Genomic DNA, 20,109 nt, shown 5'->3' with positions numbered 1-20,109 from the left:
ATGAAGTGCGATGAGTTGGGAGAAGAATAGCAAATCTGAAGGGAAAGTATGGCATGTGATTTCAACCGAGTTTAAACGGCTGGGATGGCTTCATATTATGATATGGGTAGGTTATTCATTGGTGTTTTTTTATGGCCCCAATCTTATATTCGATACTGAAACGGCCATCTTGATGACCTTGCGAACGCTGGCTGTTAATGCATTGATATTCTATATTAATGTTTTGGTTTTGTTGCCTTTACTTGTGGGTCGCAGCAAATTTAAAGCTTATGCTGTTGCTATTCTCATTTTGTTGGGCAGCGTTTCGTTGTTGTGGGAGGTTACCGATCCGGTTGGCCAACAGGACTGGGAGAAGCTGAGAAGGAGTCAGCCGGAGGTGTTGCATTTTAGCCAGGGAGAGAATCCGGGTGGGGAGCAATTGTCGCCAAGACCTCCACAGCCCGGGAGACCGGGACCTGAAGTGGATGAAAAGCCACCAAAGCCTCCCTGGGATCTTTTTGGAAGACATACCATGTTCAGTATATTCTCTTCTCTGGGGATTCTTTTTCTAAGTACCATGTTTTGGTTGATGGTTGATGCGCGAAGGAAAGAGAATGAACGACTGTCACTGACCAATGAGAATCTGTCCACGGAGATGAAGTTTCTCAAGTCCCAGATGAATCCGCACTTTCTTTTTAATGCCCTGAACAATATTTATTCTCTGGCACAGCGGCAGAGTAATAAAACTGCTCTTCTGGTTTTGAAACTCTCCTCCATGCTGCGGTTTATTGTTTATGAAACCGATAACGGTAAAATACCCCTTCAGAATGAGGTGGATTATATCCGCAATTTTGTGGAGTTTCAAAAAATTAAACTGGAGGAGGAACCGCGGCTTGAAATCAATCTGGAAGATGTTCGTCCGGGTGTGAAGATTGAGCCTATGCTTCTGTTCCCTTTTGTGGAAAATGCCTTTAAGCATAGCAACATCGATGATACTGTGAATGGTTGGATTCAGATGAAGCTTGAGTATGATGGGCAGACAATCCGGTTTAGTTGTGCGAATAGTAAACCTCCCAGAGATATTTCCAAGGACAAAGTGGGAGGGATTGGCATAGATAATGTAAAAAAACGGCTTTCTTATCTTTACAGAGATTGTCATCATATTGAAATTAAGGATGAAGCAGACCGTTTTGAAGTGTTGTTGGAAATAAACCTGAGTTGATGAAGATTAGGTGTGTAATAATAGACGATGAATTTCCTGCCCGGGCTCTGCTGAAAGATTATATCGAGCGGTTTCCGCATCTGGAACTGACGGGCAGTTTCAAATCACCGTTGGAAGCGCTGCCCTTATTGCAAAGTGGGGGTGTCGATCTGGTGTTTCTGGATATTCAGATGCCCGAGATTTCCGGAATGGATTTCCTGAAAGCTTTTCACCTTAAAAACATTCTGGTGGTTATTACATCTGCCTATCCGGAATATGCATTGGAGGGATACCAGCTCGATGTGATTGATTACCTGTTGAAACCTTTTGCATTTGAGCGTTTTGTGCAGTCTGTGCAGAAAGCCGGCGATCGGTTGCATCAAAGAAATTCGGATAGCTCTACGACGGCAACTGCCTTTGCCGAAAGCAGGGAGTTTATTGTTGTCAAGGCCGATCATAAATCTTATCGCGTCAATGTTGCTGATATCCTTTTTATTGAAGGGATGCGGGAGTACGTAACGTTTCATTGTTTAAACCAGAAACTGGTTGCGCTGGAATCCCTGAAGAATCTGGTAGAGCAGCTTCCGGCCGGGTTATTTATGCGGGTACATAAATCTTACATCGTCAACCGGCAACAGGTGAAGGCGCTTTATGGCAATCAGTTACAACTGCACAATAGTGATAAAACCGTTCCCATAGGACAATCTTACAGGGATGAGGTTCGGAAAGAGCTGTTTAACCTGAACTGAATAGTTTATGATTTGGGATTCGTTGTGATGTCCGGCATAGATTTTTGAAGGGTATGATAGATGAAAAAAAGGGAGGCGGCCAATTAGGCTACCTCCCTTTCTCATTCACAATAAATTGAAGATTACTTCTTTTCTTTGTCACACTCTTTTTTCTCAGCTTTCTTGTCACATTCTGCCTTTTCAGCTTTCTTGTCACATTCAGCTTTTTCTTTTTTACAACACTCTTTCTTTTGCTCACACTCTTTCTTTTCTGGTTCCTGAACCATGGCTTCAGACATTACCGGAGCAGAAAGAGCCAGTGTGAATACAAACAAAAATGATAAAGCTAATTTACGTTTCATAGCGCTATTGTTTATTAGGTTAAAAATTCATTTTGATTTCATACAAGTTTAGATTGAATCTTAATAAAGATGTGTTAATGTGTTGTTATTTCATGTTAATGAAAAGTTAACGTGGAGATGTACTGTGAATGTGAAATAAGACAGAAATGGCTGTTGGTTGAGGATTTTAAAGGGTTGGGTGAAATGATTTCAGGAATATTTTTCCCTTTTGGAAATTTGTTTCCGAAATCAATTTTGAAAGGTCAGACAAATGAACAAAGGAATAAAAGCTGGTATCTTCTCCCTCATTTTAGTGTGGGGCCTCTGCCTGGAAACATTCGGACAAATCAATGATTCGGTTGCCGGGAGACTATGGACGCTGGAGAATTGTATTGAATATGCACTTGAAAATAATATTCCTGTGCAAAAGACCCGGCTGCAGGAAAAATCCGGAGAGGCTTCTTTTATGGAGGCAAAGAGTAGTCGTTTGCCGTCGGTGAATGCGTCAGCGTCCTTTTCCGGGAACAATAGCAGAGCCTACGATAATACAGGAGGGGAGTTTTCAACCGGAGCGCAAATGGGCATTAATACCGAATTACCCCTATATCAGGGAGGCAGAATTTCCAATAACATTCAATCATCACGCATTGAGCTGGATCAGGCAAGGTTAAATACCAAAGAGGCTGAAAATGACATAGTGCTTTCTGTAACTCAGGCCTGGATGAACATTCTTTTTGCCCGTGAAAACTTTCTTTGTTTTAAAGAAGCGGAGTCAACATCTGCAGCTGCACTTGAGCGTACCGGGGCACTTATGGAGGCGGGTGCCGTTTCCAGACAGGATCTGGCCGAAATGCAGGCCCAGTATGCATCTGATAAGTATTCGCTGGTGACGGCCCGGAATGAACTGAATGTGAGGATTACAGAGTTGAAAACCCTGTTGGATTTATCTTTTGATACTGATTTTTCTCCTGCCTGGCCGGCACAGATTCCCGAGCCTGGTAAAGAGTTGCCTGCTTTTGGTCAGATAACAGAAGAGGTTTTGGCATATAGGCCGGAGATTGAGAATAGTGCTTTGTCGGAAGAAGTGGCCTCAATCGATTTGGAAAATGCCAGGGCCGGAGCTTTGCCCCGCCTTAGTTTGAGTGCTTCGGCGTCATCTTCTTATTCTGATATTTATGCTACCTCTTTCGGTACACAGTTGAATGACCGATTCTCTCAGAATATAGGTCTTTCCATCAGTATCCCGGTGTTTAGCCGAAATGAAAACAAAGCCAACGTGGCCCGTTCAAGGATAAATCTGCAACAATTAGAATTGGAGAGCAGAAATGTGCGAAATCAACTGCTGCAGACAGTTGAACAGTTGTATGTGGATGCGATGGCCCAACAATCGCGATACAGCGCAGCTGTTGAACAGGAAAGGACTGCGCGCATTAGTCATGAGTTAAGACAGGAACAATTCGATTTGGGCATGCTCAATGCCATAGATCTCAGGCAGTCGAAAGACGAATACCTAAATGCCCGCGCCGAATTGATCCAGGCCAGGTATTCAGCATTGTTGTATCAGAAAATGCTGGACTTCTACCGTGGAAAACCGATCACGCTTGCCCAAAAAGAATCAGGTCAATAAAAACTATAACTACAATGAAACTAAAACATGTCATTATTCTTGTTATCCTGTTGGTGCTGATCCTTGCATTAGCCTTTATTTTCCGTACGGGTACGTCACCAAAAACTGCTCAGCCCAGAATTCACCTGATAGAGAAAGGCAGCATCATAAATACAGTTACTGCTACCGGAACAGTGGAACCCATCGATCAGGTAGAGGTAGGAACACAGGTGTCCGGAGTCATTGAAGAGATATTCACCGACTATAATGAAAAGGTAGAGAAGGGGCAGTTGATTGCCCGTATTGATGAAAGTACCCTGCGGGCTCGTTTGCTTCAGGCTCGTGCCAGTCTGGCTTCTGCCGAAAATGAACTGGATTATCAGCAAAAGAACTATGATCGCACCAAAAAATTATATGAAAAACAGATGGTGAGTGAGACGGAATATGATGAGGTGCTCTACAAATACAGAAATGCGAAAACATCGGTGGAGTCTTTGAAATCAGAGGTGGAACAGGCTGAGGTAAATCTTTCTTATGCACGCATTTATTCACCTATCAGCGGGGTGGTTTTGAGCAAAAGTGTGGAGGTAGGGCAGACGGTAGCTGCCAGTTTTAATACGCCCACCTTGTTTTTGATTGCCAAAGATCTGACCCGGATGCAGGTAGAAGCCGATGTGGATGAGGCAGATATCGGGCAGGTAGCTATGGGGCAGCAGGTCACATTTACAGTGGATGCTTTTCCTGATACGGAGTTTAAGGGGGAGGTTACGCAAATACGACTGGAACCAACAGTGGAGAGTAATGTTGTTACTTACACCGTGATTATTGATGCTCCCAATCCCGGGTTAAAATTAAAACCGGGGCTCACAGCCAGTGTAACCATTGTTACACGTGAGGTGACGGATATTCCGGTAGTTCCGATAGCCGCATTGCGTTTTGAACCGGATCCGGAGATGCTGCCTGATATTACTCCGCTTCCCGGTGCGCCCGGACGTTTTGAGCAAAGATCTACCGGCAAAGAGGAGAATGCTGAGAATGTATGGGTGATGAAGGATGGGAGAGTTTGGCCGGTTTCTGTAAAAATAGGACTTCAGGATGGTGTAATGGCCGGGGTTTTATCCGGGTTAACTGTTGGCGATTCTGTAGTTACCGGTTTCGAAATCAGCAATGAAACTCATTCCGGACAGGCCAGAAGTCCTTTTATGCCCGGGCCTCCCGGGAATGAGAAAAAAGAAGCTAAAGAAGAATAGTCGGAAAATAATGATAAAGCGGATATAGTTCAGAAATGATGATGGAAAACAAAATAATCAGAATTGCCAGTCTGGAGCGTGAATTTTCGGTAGGTATAGAAACCATTCATGCTTTAAAGGGGGTTTCTTTTGATGTGTTGGAAGGAGAATTTGTGACAATCATGGGGGCCAGTGGCTCGGGGAAATCAACATTACTCAATATACTGGGAGCTTTAGATCGTCCTTCGGCGGGTGATTATTTACTTGATGGGACAAATGTGGGAACATTAACAAAAGATCAACTGGCCGGAATAAGAAATCGTAAGATTGGGTTTGTTTTTCAGTCATTCAATTTGCTGGCCCGTACCTCGGCACTGGAAAATGTGGAACTCCCGTTGATGTACAACGCAAAAGTGTCTCCACGTGAACGCAGGGAAATGGCATGTCAGGCACTTGAAACTGTTGGGCTGGCTGATCGGATGGGGCATGCGCCCAATCAATTGTCGGGCGGTCAGCAGCAACGGGTCGCCATTGCCCGGGCCCTTGTCAATGATCCTGTAATGGTACTGGCAGATGAAGCGACCGGGAATCTGGACAGTAAAACAACCCTGGATATCATGGGGCTTTTTCAAAAGCTTAACAGCGAGGGTAAAACCATTGTTTTTGTGACACATGAAAATGAAATAGCCGAATATAGTAATCGTACCATTGTTTTGAAGGATGGAGAAATTGTCAAAGATTATACAAATCAAGGGCGTCAGGCTATTCTGGATTGAATAAAACTGATGCAATCAAATTTGTGTTTTCTGGTTTTACGCACAATTGTGCGTCTCTTTATTACATGAATTACGCAGGGTTAAAGTAAAAGACGCACGGTCGTGCGTCTCTGCAAAAGAAAAATCCCATAACGCATATCCAATGACTGTATTTAATCTCTCTAAAATAGCCGTGAAGGCAATGGCCCGTAATAAAATGAGGACGTTTCTGACGATGCTTGGCATTATCATCGGGGTGACTTCCGTTATTACGATGCTGGCCATCGGGCAAGGATCCAAACAAAGCATTCAGGAACAGATTTCTTCCATGGGGGCCAACATGATAATGGTACATCCGGGAAGCGACATGAGGGGAGGTGTAAGAATGGATCCTTCCTCCATGAAGTCTTTGACGCTGGACGATTTGTCTGCCATTCGTCGTTATGCCGCTCAGTTGTCGGCTTTGTCACCAATGGTGAGTTCCGGAGGTCAGGTAATCGCAGGGGGCAGCAATTGGCCTACAACTATTCAGGGGGTGGGAGAGGATTTTCTGATGATTCGCAAGATGGAGGTTGCAGAGGGCGTTATGTTTACAGACTATGAGGTAAAACGTGCTGCGAAAGTCTGTCTGTTGGGGCAGACAGTGGCGGAAAACCTTTTTCCGGACGTTGAGGATGTGGTGGGACAAACTGTCCGGTTTAAGAATATCCCGTTAAAAGTGATTGGGGTTTTGGCTGCCAAGGGACAGAACACTTTTGGTCAGGATCAGGATGATGTAATACTGGCCCCTTATACCACCATTCAGAAAAGAATTATGGCCATTACCCACATTCAATCTATCTATGCAAGTGCAGAGAGTGAGGGGGTATCCGAACAGGCAGAAAAGGAAATTACAATGGCCCTCAGAGCATCCCATAGTCTGGCTGATGATGAGGAGGATGATTTCAATGTCCGGTCGCAGCAGGAACTTATCAATACATTTAGTTCCACCAGTGAAATGCTAACCCTTCTGCTGGGAGCCATTGCCGGGATTTCACTTTTGGTGGGAGGCATTGGCATTATGAATATTATGTTTGTTTCGGTAACAGAGCGAACCCGTGAAATTGGTTTACGGCTGGCCGTTGGTGGGAGGGGACGCGACATATTGTCCCAGTTCCTGATGGAGGCTGTGATCGTAAGCGTAGGAGGCGGATTGTTTGGAGTATTGCTGGGGCTGGCGCTTGCTTATGGCATGGGAAATATGCTTGATTGGCCTGTGGTTGTAACCAACCAATCCATTGTCATATCTTTTGTTGTTTGTGCGGTGGTCGGAATTTTTTTTGGATGGTATCCTGCCCGCAAGGCTGCAGGGCTTGACCCAATTGAAGCACTTCGTTACGAATAAAACGGCCCCAAAATTGTAACAATTAGGGAAACAAATCCATAAAAAGGCATGTAAGTGGCTGCTTTATGGGCCAAAACCGTAATTGTTATGAAAAATTTTATATTTATATCTGCACTGATCTGGCTGACTTTGAGTGGTGTAAGTGCCATAAACAAATATCCACCGGCGAATGGGCGTGGCTTTTCAGGCAATCCGGCTGTTTATCAGGGGGGAGAAGAATTAATGTATTCTCTGAAATATGGTTTCATCAAGGGAGGTGAAGCCAATCTTACAGTTAAAGATACAGTTTTCAAAGGTGAGCGTGTACATCATGTAATTGCCAGCGGAAAAACAGTGGGGCTGGCCGATGCCATCTATAAAGTGCGCGATCGCTACGAGAGTTTTATCCATCCTCAGACAGATCTTCCCGTGAAATCGGTTCGCAGCATCCGCGAAGGAAGCTATCGTTATTACAATGAAGTGGAATATGAGCATCATCATGCCGATTCCGCCCTGGTGCTGAGTCAGAAATCCGGAAAGCACTGGGTGCCCGAAAACATTCAGGACATTCTGTCGGCATTTTATTTTGCCCGCAAGCATAAATTCAATGATGATTTACGAAAAGGGGAGATGATTGAAATCATGACCTGGTTTTCGGATGAACTGTTTCCGCTACGCATTCGTTACAAAGGCCTCGAAACCATAGATACCCCTTTGGGCAAATTGGAGTGTTACAAGTTTGTTCCTGTTACGGAGGTGGGGCGTGCTTTTAAAAATGAAGACGATATGGAGGTTTGGATATCCCGTGATCAAAACCGGGTTCCGGTACGTATCCGGTTTGAATTGCGTGTTGGTGCCTTTACCTGTAATCTGGAACAATTCCGGGGATTGGAAAATCCGTTTTCCAGCTTTCACCTGGATTGAAGGGGGCAGAGTTGAGAGTTGACCGAACCCCTAACACATAAACTCTAAAATAATGTGGCGTTTTAATTGATTTACACTATTTTTGCAGGGCAAAAAAATACACACCACATTTAAGAACAGATAAAATGGCAACAACCGCAGATTTTAGAAACGGAATGTGCATAGAATTCAACGGACAGTTGTTTTTCATTATTCAGTTTCAGCACGTGAAGCCCGGAAAAGGGCCTGCATTTGTACGTACAAAGCTTAAAAATGTATCCACCGGAAAGGTGCTCGACAATACTTTTTCATCGGGTGTTAAAGTGACCGAAGCCCGGGTGGAAAGACGTCCTCATCAGTTTCTTTATAAGGACGATTTGGGATATCACTTTATGAACAGTGAAACTTTTGAGCAAATCAATCTTGCTGAAGATTTGGTGGACAGTTCTCATTTGCTGAAAGAGGGGCTGGAAGTGGAAATCGTTTACCATGCAGATACCGAAACGCCTTTGATGATGAACCTTCCACAGTTTATCAATTATGAGGTAACTTATACAGAGCCCGGTGTTCGTGGAGATACTTCTTCCACCAATTCACTGAAACCTGCTACAGTGGATACAGGAGCTACTATTATGGTACCCCTGTTTGTAAATACCGGTGACAACATTAAAGTAGATACACGCGACCAGTCTTACGTGGAACGGGTTAAGGAGTAGGCTTTTACCGAATATTTTTGAACCCGTCAGGTTTCTTTTATCAGGAAGAAATCTGACGGGTTCTTTTTTTCGATTGTTGAAGGCTCCTGACATCCGACGAACAAATGTTCGCATATAAAAATTTTATTTTGTACATTTAGGCTTGTTGTTATATATATTTATTCATGATTACGCAGGTAAAAAAGAAAAGACTTCGCCTATATAAGGACAGGCTCAATATATTACTCGACATTGCTCAGACTATCAATCAGGACCATACGGTTGAGGACTTGCTGGGGGAGTTCGAGATATTGTTGCGTGAAGAGTTGGAGGTGGGAAAGATTTTGGTGTTTACCAATTCAGATGGCGAATGGAAAAACCTGCTTATATCCGGTGTTTCTGCATCAGAAGTGGAGAAGATTGATGTGGAGCATGACCTTCTGCAGTTTAAATCCATCGAAAACATTACCCTGGCACCTCCCGAGCCTTTGCAGGGTTTTGATGCTGTCATTCCGCTTTTTCACCGTTATCGTGCCATTGGTTATGTGTTGATTGGTGATGTGGAAGAGGAGCACCAGGGCATCAGTCCCACCATTAAACACCTGAAACTGATTCAGATTATCTCCAACCTGATCATTGTTTTTATAGAAAACAAACGAATGCAGGAGACCATCCTTGAACAGGAAGCTTTAAAGAAAGAGATGGAGGTGGCATCACGTATTCAAACTCAACTTATTCCCGGGGAAGATGAATTGCCAAAGCATAAAAAACTATCGCTTCACTCTTTTTATCACCCACATTGGGGGGTAGGCGGTGACTATTACGATATTATTCCACTTTCTAAATCTTCTGTGGGGTTTTGCGTAGCCGATGTTTCCGGAAAGGGAATTGCAGCTGCTTTGTTGATGTCCAATTTTCAGGCCGTCATACGCACACTTTTCACATCTGGGATTAACCTGAAAAAACTGGTGCATCAGTTGAATGAGCGGGTAAACAGCAGTGCCAACAATGAGAAGTTTATCACCATGTTTATAGGAAAGTATAATCTTCGGAGCCGGCGATTTACCTATGTGAACGCAGGTCATTTGCCACCGCTGCTTTTCGATTCCAAGAAATCCCATCTTTCGTCTCTGGATAAAGGGTGCATCGGGTTGGGTATGCTGGATGTTATTCCATCGGTAGAGGTGGGACGGATAACCATTCCCAAAAATGCCAAAATGATGGCTTTTACTGATGGTTTGATAGAACTGGAGCGCGACAATGAAGTGCATTCGGGCTTAACCAAAATTGAAAAGATCATCAGCAACGGGCACGATATGGAGACCAATATGGAGGAGGCAAAAGCGCTGGTTAGCAGATATATTGAGTCGGGTGCTGTTTTTGATGATATTTCACTTATAGGAATGGAGTTTAAGTAGTGGTTGTTCATAAAGCACCATTTGCTGCGTTACGCTTGTCCGAAAATCACTCATTTACAATTAGCAAACTCCGTATTTTCCGACTTCGCAAGCCTTTCAACCTGCACTTTCTGACCAGACACATGACTAAAAACAAACTTTGCGTAGTTTATAGACGGACTCTAGGTAGCCTCTGTCCATAAAGAACGATTTATGTTACTCTTCCTCACTTACTTTTTCCCACATATCCCGGATTTCCGGGCAATATGTTTTTACTATCTGCAGGTTTGATTCTCCCACACTTTCCTGTAATTTTTCTTTGTTTTGGCCCAGTTCTTTGTTGAGAATGCGGATGTTGATGCGTTTTTGGTCGTCGGAGATGTAGGGGTTCTCCGTGAGCTGCTCTTCGTTCGACATTAGTATCTGCTGCCGCTGCGTGAGCAGCGAGTCGTAATGGAGGCAGAACCAGGTTTTGCAGAAAGTTTCGAGTGCTTCCAGACGCAAAGCATCGTAGCCATAATCTTCGAGCAGAATTGCACCTCTGGCATCCAATGAAGCATCCCGGGGCCAGATGTAATAAGCCTCGTTGATGGTTATTTCTGTCTCCCTGAGCTGAGGAATCATTCGCGGAAGTGTGCGCATAAAATGTCGGATGTCGGCATCGGTTAAATCTTTAACCTGACCGGAAGAAGGTTGACCGGCGATCATCCAAAACAATGTAGAAATGAGAAAAGTTGCTTTACTTAACATGGTCCTGAACAGTTAGGGCATTGCCCGTTATCCAGAACCAAGTTAGTAAAATATTGGTTGATTACTTCATCTCTGAGGCTTTATTTGTCAGATCATCAATGTCTTCAATTCTGAAATCCCCATAGAACGAGAAAACCACCAGGTTTTTTTCCTCGTTGCTGAGCAAATGGCATTCCTTTACTTTTCGTCCGTTTCTGATGACAAAGATGCGACCGTCATTGTCGTGATCTCCTTCTTCGTCTTCGACTTCGGAATAGGGATGCTTTTCAAAGGTACGAACCACATCTCGGCGGATTTTTTCATCCGTTCCTTTGCAAATCATCATTTTAACTTTCTTCAGTTCTCCGTTGACTTCCGTGTTTTCATCCTCATCCACAAAAATATTGGCCAATTCTATGGCATTTTGCGAAAATGAGAGAATGGTAATACCCTCGGCACCGTCGAGTTGTGCATAGAGTTTTTCTGAAGGACTGTTTTGACCTGTCATGGTGATTCCGGAGGCCAAAATGATCAAAATCGTTAACAGTGTTTTTGCTTTCATGGCTTTTATCTATTAGGTAAATGCATAATGCTACTTTGACAAGATTTAGGCTGTGTTTTTTTAAGGCCGAAGGTCTTTAAGCAATAACCTGGGGCAACGCCCCAGGGAAATTGTAACTACTCCCCCCCTCATTATTGGTCGCGACCAATAATGAGGGGGGATGAGGAATACCTCAAAACCCAGGGCTATTGCTCTCAGGCTTTCAGCCTGTTTATATTTCACCTGTCTTATGTATAAGGCAGTTTAAAAACTATTCTCTTCATTGGATACATCCACGATGTATTTCAGGTCATCTGACACTTTCAGTTCTTTACCTTCAGGGAGATTGATATCCACAATTACTTTTTGGTTGCGAATGATAGATGGTTTTTGGATGTTGAAGTAACGGTCGAGCATCAAAACTGAGTCATTCTGAAGATAGAAAAACTCAATGTCCGATGCGTTTCTTTCTGCGATTTCACGTGTTTTTCCCCGTGCTTCTTTTCTGATGGTAATGCTCAGTGCATCGGTGTTTTTGGTTACATTAATGTCAGGGGTTCCGATGAGGTTGAGCTGATTGTTCTGCTTTCGGACGGATAACCCTTTGTGGCTGAACAGGAAGTCGCCTTTGCCCAAGGGCAGAGAGGACTTGTTTACATCGATGTAAAGGGTGTCGGCAGGGGAGATGCCCAGTTGAGATGTTTCTTCCAGTGTCTCGTGATGAGAGAATTCCGAGGCAACATTAAGAGCAGTATAAATGACCAGGCCGATACCTGCCAGCCAGAGAACCAGGGCGGTTATCAGGAATGCAGGACCTCCTTTTTTAAATTGGAAAATCAGGTACATACCCAGATAAAACAATACCAACAGAGGTATTCCGGCAGTTAAAGAAAGTCCCAGAAAGGCAGAAAATCGCTGATCCGGCATCAAAAACAGGGAGTCAAGTTGTCCAATCCAAATTTCATTGCCCGGGAAAACACCCAGCAATACATCGGTCATTGTAAAGGTAATAATGAGTCCGGTAAGGGAAATGAACGATGCCAGAATCAGAAAAATACCCAGAACAACTGCCAATGCCCGTATAATACCGTTTCCGGAGTTTGTGGTTGCCGGCCGGTAAGTTTGTCGCCGGCGCCACGATTCGCTGCTGCGGTTTCCCCCGGTCATCATGATGCGTTGCTGTACTGTAACGGCTTTGGGAATGGCAATCCACAATACCAGATATGCCAGAAATGATGTGCCGTAGAGCAAGGTTGCTGCAATAAAGAGCAGACGGAAAATGATGGGATCAATTCCGAAGTAATTGCCCAGTCCGCTGCAAACACCCCCCAGTACCCGGTTGTCAGGGTCCCTGAAAAGCTGTTTTTTATAGGGAGGTTCAAAGGAGGGGCGCTCCTGACCTGCCTCTTCCGGGTCTTCCGGGGTTTCATAATCACCCGGGTCACCCAGTGTTTTTATGATCTCTTCCACATCATTTAAAGTGATGGCAGACGTGGCATCTGTATGAACGCCACGAAATAGTTCTGCGATGCGAAGATTAATGTCTTCCAGTGTTTCCTGCGCCTCTTCGTTGTTGCCGAGCTTTTTTTCCACGGCCTTCAGGTAAGCATCCAGTTTTTCGAAGGCATCTTCATCAATGCTGAATGCGTGACCTGCCAGATTGATATGTATGGTTTTCTTCATAATTTACGTTGTTTTTATAATTTCTTTTAATCCGAAATTTGGAGAATCGGCAAGTAGGAAGCCGGAGTTAACTCAAAACTCAGAATCCAAAGCCCAAAACTCAAAACTCTCCGGCTATAAAAAGCTGTGCATTACGTGTGGCCAAAACACAAATCCCATTATTTTAAACAGAATAGCTGCCGCCACTACCACCCCGATGAGGACTAAAAAACCTTTCATAGCAGAACGAAATGCCAGACCCAGGATCAGCAAAATCAGGATCAGGGGGAAGAGGCCGGGAAAGCTCAGTTGGGTAAAAGGCATATTCATGTGAAATGCAGGCCCGATTCCCAGATGAAAAGGGATGCTGATGAGGTTGGAAAGCACAATGACCCCGACAATTACTGCCGCGATGATGAAGATGTTGCGGTCGCGTTTCTGAAACCGGCTGAGATAATCTTCGCCCCTTTTGAAAGCGGATGATTTCTGAAATCTTTCTTTCACATCGTTGTATTCATTTCGGATGTTCTTTTCGATGTTGGAAATGGTTACATCATCTCCCCTCATCTCAAGGCGTTGAGAGGAGGTAAGGGCAGGAGGGATGGCAATCCACAATATGATGTACACCGGCAGAGCGGTGCCGAAACTCAGGAAAGCCAGCAATGCAAACAGAACTCTTACCACCACCCTGTCGATGTTGAAGTAGGCTGCAATGCCTGAGCAAACCCCGCCGAAAACTTTGTCTTCCATGTCACGGTATAATCGCCGGCGACCCGGACCTTTCGGGCTGGTGGTGTAGTCTGTGGACGTTCCGGTTTTGGCGTGGCTGCTGTCTTCCTCGGCAAACTCTTCAGGTTCACCCATTGTTGCAATAATTTCACCGACAATATCCAGAGTAATAACACCGGTGGACGGATTAATTTTTTCTTCCAGCAGTTCCCGAATGCGGCCTTCTATATCGCTAAGAATCTCCCGACCTTCCTCTTTGTTTTCCGACCAGCGCTCCAGTCTTTTAAGGTATTGTTCCAGGCGTGCATAGGCGTCTTCGTCGATGTAGAAGGAGCGACCTGCTATATTGATGGTCATTACTTTCTTCATGATTGCGGATTTTTGGAGTGGATAAACTGAACTGAATCTACCAATTCGTGCCATGACTTGTCAAGGTCTTGCAAAAACTCCTTGCCACGATCGGTGAGTTCGTAATACTTACGTGGAGGTCCCTGGGTAGATTCCTCCCATCTGTAGGAGAGTAGCCCTGCATTTTTCAGCCGTGTGAGCAGCGGATAAAGGGTTCCCTCAACTACAATAATGCGCGCCTCCTTCATATCATGGATGATGTCGGACGCATAGGCATCGCCCCGCGAAAGAACTGAAAGAATGCAATATTCCAGCACTCCTTTTCGCATTTGGGCTTTCGCATTTTCTATCTTCATACTTTTTGGTTTTTAGAACGGTAAGCCAATCATAAAAGCAGCTGTGGCCTTCATATTTGATTTATCGGTGCCCGAATCGGGTTCGGAACATGGTTTAACATCTTGTCTGAAGAGCTCTTCATTGGGTGTGGCAAAGCTTTCGCAGGGAAAAAGGTCGCATTGCTGCTTCCCGGAAAGCAGGCCAAAGAGAATGAGGCCGATGAAAACAACCGGTATTATTTCTCTTTGATGCCTGATTTTTAAGGTCTTCATTTCCTTTTTGTTTAACCAAAATATTGAATTTGCTTTCAGGGTACTATCTATTACCCTGAATAGTGTAATGCAAATATATGAATAAAATTTAGTACCATGCAATACAAAGTACTAATTTTTTTTATTGAATTGTCATTTTTATAGTCGGGTAAATATTTTTCGGTAGGAACTCTTTAGCCACAGAAGTTTGTTACTTGCTGAGATTGCTTCGGCGTAAACTCTACCAATGACAGATTAGGTACGGCGGATCAGAATCCGCCGCACCTGTTTAATGAATAACCTTTCCTATAGTTTTAATATTGAGCATTTCAGCTTGTCATATTCCCATTATGTCTCAAAATTTAATTGAGGTGTTCCCTCGTAATGACGTCCGCATAGTGTCGGAAAGGAGAGGGAGGAACGTGTCATTCCGAGGGCAATGTCAGAAGCAATCTCTAATGACAAATACATGACTAAAACAAATTTTGCTTAGTTTATAGACGGACACTAATTAAACCAGAACTTTAAACCTTGAGAAGCTTTAAATTCGTTAAGCATATTTAACACGATTAAAACCATGTAACAGCGTTGATTGTTATTAATAAAGAGTACTTTTGCACGCTCTTTTAAGAAAAAATTATGCAGTCAATCAGAAATGTTGCGATCATTGCCCACGTTGACCATGGCAAAACCACGCTGGTGGATGAGATGTTGAAAGCGGGAAAGCTTTTTAGCGAGCATCAGCGTCCGGGAGAACTTATCATGGACAGCAATGATCTGGAAAAGGAACGAGGCATTACCATTCTTTCCAAAAATGCCTCAATGGTTTGGAACGATCACAAAATTAACATTATAGATACCCCCGGTCACTCCGACTTTGGAGGAGAGGTGGAGCGAGTGCTCAATATGGCCGATGGAGTTTTGTTGTTGGTGGATGCCTTTGAGGGGCCGATGCCTCAGACTCGTTTTGTGTTGCAGAAAGCTCTGGCACTGGGACTGAAGCCTATTGTGGTAATAAACAAAGTGGACAAACCTAACTGTCGGCCCGAAGAGGTTCAGGAGATGGTCTTTGACCTGATGTTTAGCCTCAATGCCACCGAAGATCAGTTGGATTTCCCGACGGTCTATGGTTCTGCCCGCGACGGATGGATGTCCACCGACTGGAAGAAACAGACCGAAGATATTTCGGCCGTGATGGATGCCATTATTGAATACATCCCGGTTCCGGAAGAACGCAAAGGAACACCGCAAATGCTCATTACATCTTTGGAATATTCCCCTTATGTTGGTCGGATTGCCATTGGGCGTATGCATCGAGGAACTTTGAAAACCGGTCAGGAAGTGGCTGTGGTCAGTCGCGATGGCAAGGTAAGCAAGACCCGGATTAAAGAACTTAATATTTTTGACGGGCTTGGGCGTGCCAAGACAGATGTTTTGGTCAATGGAGAACTGGGCGCAATTATCGGTCTTGAGCAATTTGACATCGGAGACAGCATTTGTGACCCGGAAAATCCGGAGCCATTGGATCCCATCGCCATCGATGAGCCTACGATGAGTATGTTGTTTACCATTAACAACTCGCCATTTTTCGGAAAAGACGGAAAATTTGTTACCTCCCGACACATTAAGGATCGTCTGGATAAAGAGCTGGAGCGAAATCTTGCGCTTCGGGTGGAAGAAACCAACTCTGCTGATGCCTGGAATGTTTACGGACGCGGAGTGTTGCATTTGTCGGTGTTGATTGAAACCATGCGACGCGAAGGATATGAGTTGCAGGTGGGGCAGCCTCGTGTAATTATTAAGGAAATTGGCGGTGAGAAGCATGAGCCTGTTGAAGAGCTCACCATTGACCTGCCGGATGAGTATAGCGGACGGGCCATTGAGATGGTGACCCAGCGCAAAGGTGAGTTGCTGTCGATGGAGCGCAAAGGTGAACGTGTGGTGCTGGAATTTAATATCCCGTCGCGCGGAATTATAGGGTTGCGTAACAATATGTTGACCGCCACAGCAGGAGAAGCCATTATGGCGCACCGTTTTGTGGAGTTTCAGCCCTGGAAAGGTGAAATCACCAAGCGCCAGAACGGATCTTTGATTGCCATGGAGTCCGGTAAAGCCATCGCTTATGCACTGGATAAGTTGCAGGACAGGGGTAAGTTTTTTGTTCATCCCATGGAAGAGGTTTACCTGGGCCAGGTAATTGGAGAAAACAGTCGCGATGGAGACATGACTGTAAATGTCACCAAAGAGAAAAAACTGACCAATATGCGGACCTCAGGCTCTGATGAGAAAGCCAAGCTGGTTCCCCCGATCATTTTCAGTCTTGAAGAGGCACTTGAATACATTCAGGGAGATGAGTATGTGGAAGTAACGCCCAAGAGCATTCGTTTGAGAAAAATTCTGTTGCAGGAGCATGAGCGGAAGAGACTGGCCAAGAATAGTTAGTTTCTGTCCATAAAGTACCACTTGCGTCGTTACGCTTGCCGCCAAAATACTCATTTACGATTAGTAAACTCCGTTTTTGGCGGCTTCGCAAGCCTGGCAATTGGCACTTTCTGACCAGAAACAGCTCTGAAAACAGAATTTACTTAGTTTATGGACAGACGCTGGTTAACGTCTTTATCAATAAGATAGAAAAACCCATTTGCGATTAACAGCAGGTGGGTTTTTTGTTGTGAAAACTAATAACCGGTTGGTTTGTTTATTTGTCAGTAAATGTTCTAAATACTAAAACCATGAAAACAAATGTTGGAAACACTGACCGGCTGATTAGAATTGTAATTGCCGCCATTCTTGCAGGACTTTACCTGGCAGAGGTTGTTTCAGGTACTTTGGCAACCATATTTTTAATTGTGGCAATTGTATTATTGGTTACTTCCTTATTCCGGTTTTGCGGGGCATATACCTTGTTTGGTGTGAACACCTGCAAAAACAAACCTGACAATTAATAATCAGGTTCTTTCAGTCAAGGAGGTGTTGCGCCTCCTCCACAGAGTGTACCGGCAACTGACAAGCTCCCTGAGCGCAAACGTAAATGGTGATTTCGTCATTTGATTTGCGGTTTTCTGTAATGCTCAACTTTCCCGGACTTTCCGGTTTTAGAGGAGCCCATATGACGTTCGGGCGGTATTGCTTTTGTAGTTGTTGCAGTGCCTGCCCGGCCTCGGAACCTGCTACTACCACTTCAAACGAGGATTTGTGAACCATCAGCATCAGACTGCCCCAATGCGCAAAACCCCATGGATAATCTTTGAATTGCAGCAGCATCTGCTTCAACATGTTTTCCGCGGTTTCCCGATGATGTTGATTGCGGGTCAATGCCGCCAGTTTGAAAAGAGCATGCCCCATCATCGCGTTTGCTGATGGTATCACATTGTCTTGTGTGTCAAAATGATTGGCAGGTAATTCCGTCTGGTTTTTTTCCATATAATGAAATTGACCGGTTACTTCATCATAAAAGGCTTTTTCGGCATAATCAGCCAGTCTGATTGATTGGTCAATCCATTTTTCATCACCGGTTATCTCATACAATCCGATAAAAGCGGAGATTACTGAGGCATAATCTTCCATAAATCCCGTGACTGATGCCCGGCCGTCTTTCCAGGTGCGGAATAGGTTGCCGTTTTCTGAAATCAGAGAGCGACTGATGAATTCGCCGTTTTTGAGCGCCAGTTGTCGAAAATGACTGTCGCCGAACGCCTTGTAGGCTTCCGCCAGACCTTTGGTCATCAGGGCATTCCATGAGGTGATGGTCTTGTCATCAAGCCCCGGTCGTATCCGGTTTTTGCGGTGATTGACCAGGTCTTTTTTCCACGCAGATACCTTTTTTTTCACCTCTTCAAGGGTCATCTTGTGCTTTTGAGCAAATTCTTCATCAGAGGCGGTTCGCAGCAGAATGTAATTTCCGTTTTCCCACAAGCCGGTTGCATTTACGTTGAAGTAATCAGCAAACAGAGGGAAATCCCTGCCAATGATATCTACGAGCTCTTCTTCTGTCCAAACATAAAATTTTCCTTCTTCTCCTTCACTGTCGGCATCAAGAGCTGAATAAAAAGCTCCGGAAGGATGCATCAGCTCATTTTCCGCAAAAGCGATGGTTTCTTTTACCACGTCCCGATATTCCTCCATTCCAAAATGAGCGTAAGCATGACTGTAAAGTTCGATGAGCTGAGCGTTGTCGTAAAGCATCTTCTCGAAATGTGGGACTTTCCAGAACTCATCTACCGAGTACCGGGCAAAACCTCCGCCTGCCTGATCATAAATGCCGCCCCGGGCCATTTGCTGAAGTGTGGTGTTGAGAAAATCCGAAAAGATCTTTTGAGGATGATGAAAATGGAGATGAAGCAGAAACTCCAGATTTACAGGCATGGGGAATTTGGGTTTGCCTTGTGAGCCGCCAAGTTTCAGGTCCCACTGTGCCGACCAGCGTTCAATTGCTTCATTGATGACTTCCGAAAGGTCGGGAGCTTCCGTCTGTTCAGGTGAGATCAGGGATGACTGTTGAATTCCTGTGGTCAACCGATGAGCATGATGCGTTAGTTTTTCGCGGTCGGACTGAAATAAGTTATTGATCTTGAATAATATCTCTTTCCATTGGTCTTTGGGGAAATAGGTTCCACCCCAGAATGGTTGTCCGTCGGGCAATGTCACCACATTGAGGGGCCATCCCCCCTGAGCACCCATTAATTGAACTGCTGTAATGAAAAAGTGATCCACATCAGGGCGTTCTTCCCTGTCCACCTTAATGCAGATGAAGTGTTCGTTCATTATTCGGGCTGTCTCTTCATCTTCAAAACACTCATGCGCCATGACATGGCACCAGTGGCATGCAGAGTAACCAATGCTTACCAGCATAAGTTTGTCCTGCTCTCTGGCTTTTGTTAGAGTTTCATCGTTCCATGGGTGCCAGTCCACCGGATTGTGCGCATGCTGCAGCAAATAGGGGGATGTGGAGTGGATGAGGTGGTTGGTATGTTGGGTATTGTTCATAGTATTTTTTATTAAGGCATTAATATAGAAAACAGGATGGGCTTGTCTTTTGTTTTGTAAAAGCGGAGCTTTATCACCATAGGATATATTCGTTAAGCTTTGATGGAGCTTGTTTGTGAGAAAATCATACCCTGATTTTTGTAATTTCCCCTGTAATGCTCCTTTCTGCAGTACAAAAAGCAACTTTATTGGAATTGTTTCGTATTGGGAAATGGCTTGTTTTGTTTTTTTTACAAAACAGATTGTTTTTTAACAGAGATGAATGGAGTTATGCATTTTTGTTTTATTGGGTACTTGCATTAAGCCCGTTGTCTCAACGGGATGAAGAAA

Annotated in this window: 19 protein-coding genes; 11 read left to right on the top strand and 8 right to left on the bottom strand. The window is 44.4% G+C overall.

Translation table 11 applies throughout. From position 1 onward, the window contains the following. Window positions 1-10: 10 nt before the first annotated feature. Together BY457_RS02425 and BY457_RS02420 are read left to right on the top strand one after the other, a co-directional pair. Window positions 11-1,201, top strand: a complete 1,191-nt coding sequence (locus tag BY457_RS02425; RefSeq protein ID WP_106151737.1) for a sensor histidine kinase — start codon at window positions 11-13, stop codon at window positions 1,199-1,201. Continuing rightward, window positions 1,201-1,929, top strand: a complete 729-nt coding sequence (locus BY457_RS02420; protein WP_106151736.1) for a LytR/AlgR family response regulator transcription factor — start codon at window positions 1,201-1,203, stop codon at window positions 1,927-1,929. The genes BY457_RS02425 and BY457_RS02420 overlap by 1 nt, the downstream gene beginning before the upstream one ends. A 122-nt stretch (window positions 1,930-2,051) precedes the next feature. On the opposite strand, the gene BY457_RS02415 is transcribed toward BY457_RS02420, so the two are convergent. Then, on the bottom strand, window positions 2,052-2,270 hold the full coding sequence (locus BY457_RS02415) for a hypothetical protein (RefSeq protein ID WP_106151735.1): 219 nt from the start codon (window positions 2,268-2,270) through the stop codon (window positions 2,052-2,054). Window positions 2,271-2,520: 250 nt separating this feature from the next. Here BY457_RS02415 and BY457_RS02410 point away from each other — a divergent pair, with 250 nt between their 5' ends. The 7 genes from BY457_RS02410 (at window position 2,521) to BY457_RS02380 (ending at window position 10,218) form a co-directional block, all read left to right on the top strand. After that, a complete protein-coding gene (locus BY457_RS02410; RefSeq protein WP_106151734.1) occupies window positions 2,521-3,876 on the top strand; it encodes a TolC family protein in 1,356 nt (451 codons plus the stop codon). Between the two features lie 14 nt (window positions 3,877-3,890). Next, window positions 3,891-5,105 (top strand): efflux RND transporter periplasmic adaptor subunit, encoded by a 1,215-nt coding sequence (locus BY457_RS02405; RefSeq protein WP_106151733.1) that lies wholly within the window; start codon window positions 3,891-3,893, stop codon window positions 5,103-5,105. A 41-nt stretch (window positions 5,106-5,146) separates the two neighbouring features. After that, the gene (locus BY457_RS02400) at window positions 5,147-5,860 is read left to right on the top strand and encodes an ABC transporter ATP-binding protein (protein WP_106151920.1); all 714 of its coding nucleotides are present in this window, start codon (window positions 5,147-5,149) and stop codon (window positions 5,858-5,860) included. 142 nt (window positions 5,861-6,002) lie between these two features. Beyond that, window positions 6,003-7,223: an ABC transporter permease gene (locus tag BY457_RS02395; RefSeq protein WP_106151732.1), complete on the top strand. Its 1,221-nt coding sequence runs from the start codon at window positions 6,003-6,005 to the stop codon at window positions 7,221-7,223. 87 nt (window positions 7,224-7,310) lie between these two features. Continuing rightward, window positions 7,311-8,126: a DUF3108 domain-containing protein gene (locus BY457_RS02390; protein WP_106151919.1), complete on the top strand. Its 816-nt coding sequence runs from the start codon at window positions 7,311-7,313 to the stop codon at window positions 8,124-8,126. A 125-nt stretch (window positions 8,127-8,251) separates the two neighbouring features. Beyond that, a complete protein-coding gene (efp, locus tag BY457_RS02385; RefSeq protein ID WP_106151731.1) occupies window positions 8,252-8,821 on the top strand; it encodes an elongation factor P in 570 nt (189 codons plus the stop codon). Between the two features lie 164 nt (window positions 8,822-8,985). Next, window positions 8,986-10,218, top strand: coding sequence for a PP2C family protein-serine/threonine phosphatase (locus tag BY457_RS02380; RefSeq protein WP_106151730.1), 1,233 nt, complete (start codon window positions 8,986-8,988; stop codon window positions 10,216-10,218). Window positions 10,219-10,413: 195 nt separating this feature from the next. Here the strand turns inward: BY457_RS02380 and BY457_RS02375 are convergent, their stop codons facing one another. The 6 genes from BY457_RS02375 to BY457_RS02350 form a co-directional block, all read right to left on the bottom strand. After that, entirely contained in the window at window positions 10,414-10,947 is a 534-nt protein-coding gene (locus BY457_RS02375; RefSeq protein ID WP_106151729.1) for a hypothetical protein, read from the bottom strand. A 61-nt stretch (window positions 10,948-11,008) separates the two neighbouring features. After that, window positions 11,009-11,488 carry a DUF4252 domain-containing protein gene (locus BY457_RS02370; RefSeq protein WP_106151728.1) on the bottom strand — a complete coding sequence of 160 codons (480 nt, stop codon included), beginning with the start codon at window positions 11,486-11,488 and terminating at the stop codon, window positions 11,009-11,011. A gap of 243 nt (window positions 11,489-11,731) precedes the next feature. Next, on the bottom strand, window positions 11,732-13,150 hold the full coding sequence (locus BY457_RS02365) for a PspC domain-containing protein (RefSeq protein WP_106151727.1): 1,419 nt from the start codon (window positions 13,148-13,150) through the stop codon (window positions 11,732-11,734). A 114-nt stretch (window positions 13,151-13,264) separates the two neighbouring features. Next, on the bottom strand, window positions 13,265-14,227 hold the full coding sequence (locus BY457_RS02360) for a PspC domain-containing protein (RefSeq protein WP_106151726.1): 963 nt from the start codon (window positions 14,225-14,227) through the stop codon (window positions 13,265-13,267). Then, window positions 14,224-14,562 (bottom strand): PadR family transcriptional regulator, encoded by a 339-nt coding sequence (locus BY457_RS02355; protein WP_106151725.1) that lies wholly within the window; start codon window positions 14,560-14,562, stop codon window positions 14,224-14,226. Before BY457_RS02355 ends, BY457_RS02360 begins: the two co-directional genes overlap by 4 nt. A gap of 12 nt (window positions 14,563-14,574) precedes the next feature. Further along, window positions 14,575-14,814 carry a hypothetical protein gene (locus BY457_RS02350; RefSeq protein WP_106151724.1) on the bottom strand — a complete coding sequence of 80 codons (240 nt, stop codon included), beginning with the start codon at window positions 14,812-14,814 and terminating at the stop codon, window positions 14,575-14,577. 618 nt (window positions 14,815-15,432) lie between these two features. Here BY457_RS02350 and typA point away from each other — a divergent pair. After that, the gene (typA, locus tag BY457_RS02345) at window positions 15,433-17,235 is read left to right on the top strand and encodes a translational GTPase TypA (protein ID WP_106151723.1); all 1,803 of its coding nucleotides are present in this window, start codon (window positions 15,433-15,435) and stop codon (window positions 17,233-17,235) included. Between the two features lie 290 nt (window positions 17,236-17,525). After that, a complete protein-coding gene (locus BY457_RS02340; protein WP_106151722.1) occupies window positions 17,526-17,738 on the top strand; it encodes a YgaP family membrane protein in 213 nt (70 codons plus the stop codon). Window positions 17,739-17,751: 13 nt separating this feature from the next. Here the strand turns inward: BY457_RS02340 and BY457_RS02335 are convergent, their stop codons facing one another. Then, window positions 17,752-19,779, bottom strand: coding sequence for a thioredoxin domain-containing protein (locus BY457_RS02335; RefSeq protein ID WP_106151918.1), 2,028 nt, complete (start codon window positions 19,777-19,779; stop codon window positions 17,752-17,754). Window positions 19,780-20,109 lie beyond the last annotated feature (330 nt).

The organism is Marinilabilia salmonicolor, assembly GCF_003003035.1.
GTDB classification, from domain to species: Bacteria; Bacteroidota; Bacteroidia; order Bacteroidales; family Marinilabiliaceae; genus Marinilabilia; species Marinilabilia salmonicolor_A.
The sequence above is the reverse complement of the archived record's forward strand: the minus strand, read 5'-3'. Positions and strand labels throughout refer to the sequence as shown.

Excerpts from the sequence above, each read along its gene's own strand:
- BY457_RS02380 (WP_106151730.1), top strand. The coding sequence starts at position 8,986 with ATGATTACGCAGGTAAAAAAGAAAAGACTTCGCCTATATAAGGACAGG.
- typA (WP_106151723.1), top strand. The coding sequence starts at position 15,433 with ATGCAGTCAATCAGAAATGTTGCGATCATTGCCCACGTTGACCATGGC.
- BY457_RS02350 (WP_106151724.1), bottom strand. The coding sequence starts at position 14,814 with ATGAAGACCTTAAAAATCAGGCATCAAAGAGAAATAATACCGGTTGTT.
- BY457_RS02355 (WP_106151725.1), bottom strand. The coding sequence starts at position 14,562 with ATGAAGATAGAAAATGCGAAAGCCCAAATGCGAAAAGGAGTGCTGGAA.
- BY457_RS02365 (WP_106151727.1), bottom strand. The coding sequence starts at position 13,150 with ATGAAGAAAACCATACATATCAATCTGGCAGGTCACGCATTCAGCATT.
- BY457_RS02375 (WP_106151729.1), bottom strand. The coding sequence starts at position 10,947 with ATGTTAAGTAAAGCAACTTTTCTCATTTCTACATTGTTTTGGATGATC.
- BY457_RS02420 (WP_106151736.1), top strand. The coding sequence starts at position 1,201 with ATGAAGATTAGGTGTGTAATAATAGACGATGAATTTCCTGCCCGGGCT.
- BY457_RS02390 (WP_106151919.1), top strand. The coding sequence starts at position 7,311 with ATGAAAAATTTTATATTTATATCTGCACTGATCTGGCTGACTTTGAGT.
- BY457_RS02425 (WP_106151737.1), top strand. The coding sequence starts at position 11 with ATGAGTTGGGAGAAGAATAGCAAATCTGAAGGGAAAGTATGGCATGTG.
- BY457_RS02395 (WP_106151732.1), top strand. The coding sequence starts at position 6,003 with ATGACTGTATTTAATCTCTCTAAAATAGCCGTGAAGGCAATGGCCCGT.
- BY457_RS02360 (WP_106151726.1), bottom strand. The coding sequence starts at position 14,227 with ATGAAGAAAGTAATGACCATCAATATAGCAGGTCGCTCCTTCTACATC.
- efp (WP_106151731.1), top strand. The coding sequence starts at position 8,252 with ATGGCAACAACCGCAGATTTTAGAAACGGAATGTGCATAGAATTCAAC.
- BY457_RS02400 (WP_106151920.1), top strand. The coding sequence starts at position 5,147 with ATGGAAAACAAAATAATCAGAATTGCCAGTCTGGAGCGTGAATTTTCG.
- BY457_RS02410 (WP_106151734.1), top strand. The coding sequence starts at position 2,521 with ATGAACAAAGGAATAAAAGCTGGTATCTTCTCCCTCATTTTAGTGTGG.
- BY457_RS02415 (WP_106151735.1), bottom strand. The coding sequence starts at position 2,270 with ATGAAACGTAAATTAGCTTTATCATTTTTGTTTGTATTCACACTGGCT.
- BY457_RS02340 (WP_106151722.1), top strand. The coding sequence starts at position 17,526 with ATGAAAACAAATGTTGGAAACACTGACCGGCTGATTAGAATTGTAATT.
- BY457_RS02405 (WP_106151733.1), top strand. The coding sequence starts at position 3,891 with ATGAAACTAAAACATGTCATTATTCTTGTTATCCTGTTGGTGCTGATC.
- BY457_RS02370 (WP_106151728.1), bottom strand. The coding sequence starts at position 11,488 with ATGAAAGCAAAAACACTGTTAACGATTTTGATCATTTTGGCCTCCGGA.
- BY457_RS02335 (WP_106151918.1), bottom strand. The coding sequence starts at position 19,779 with ATGAACAATACCCAACATACCAACCACCTCATCCACTCCACATCCCCC.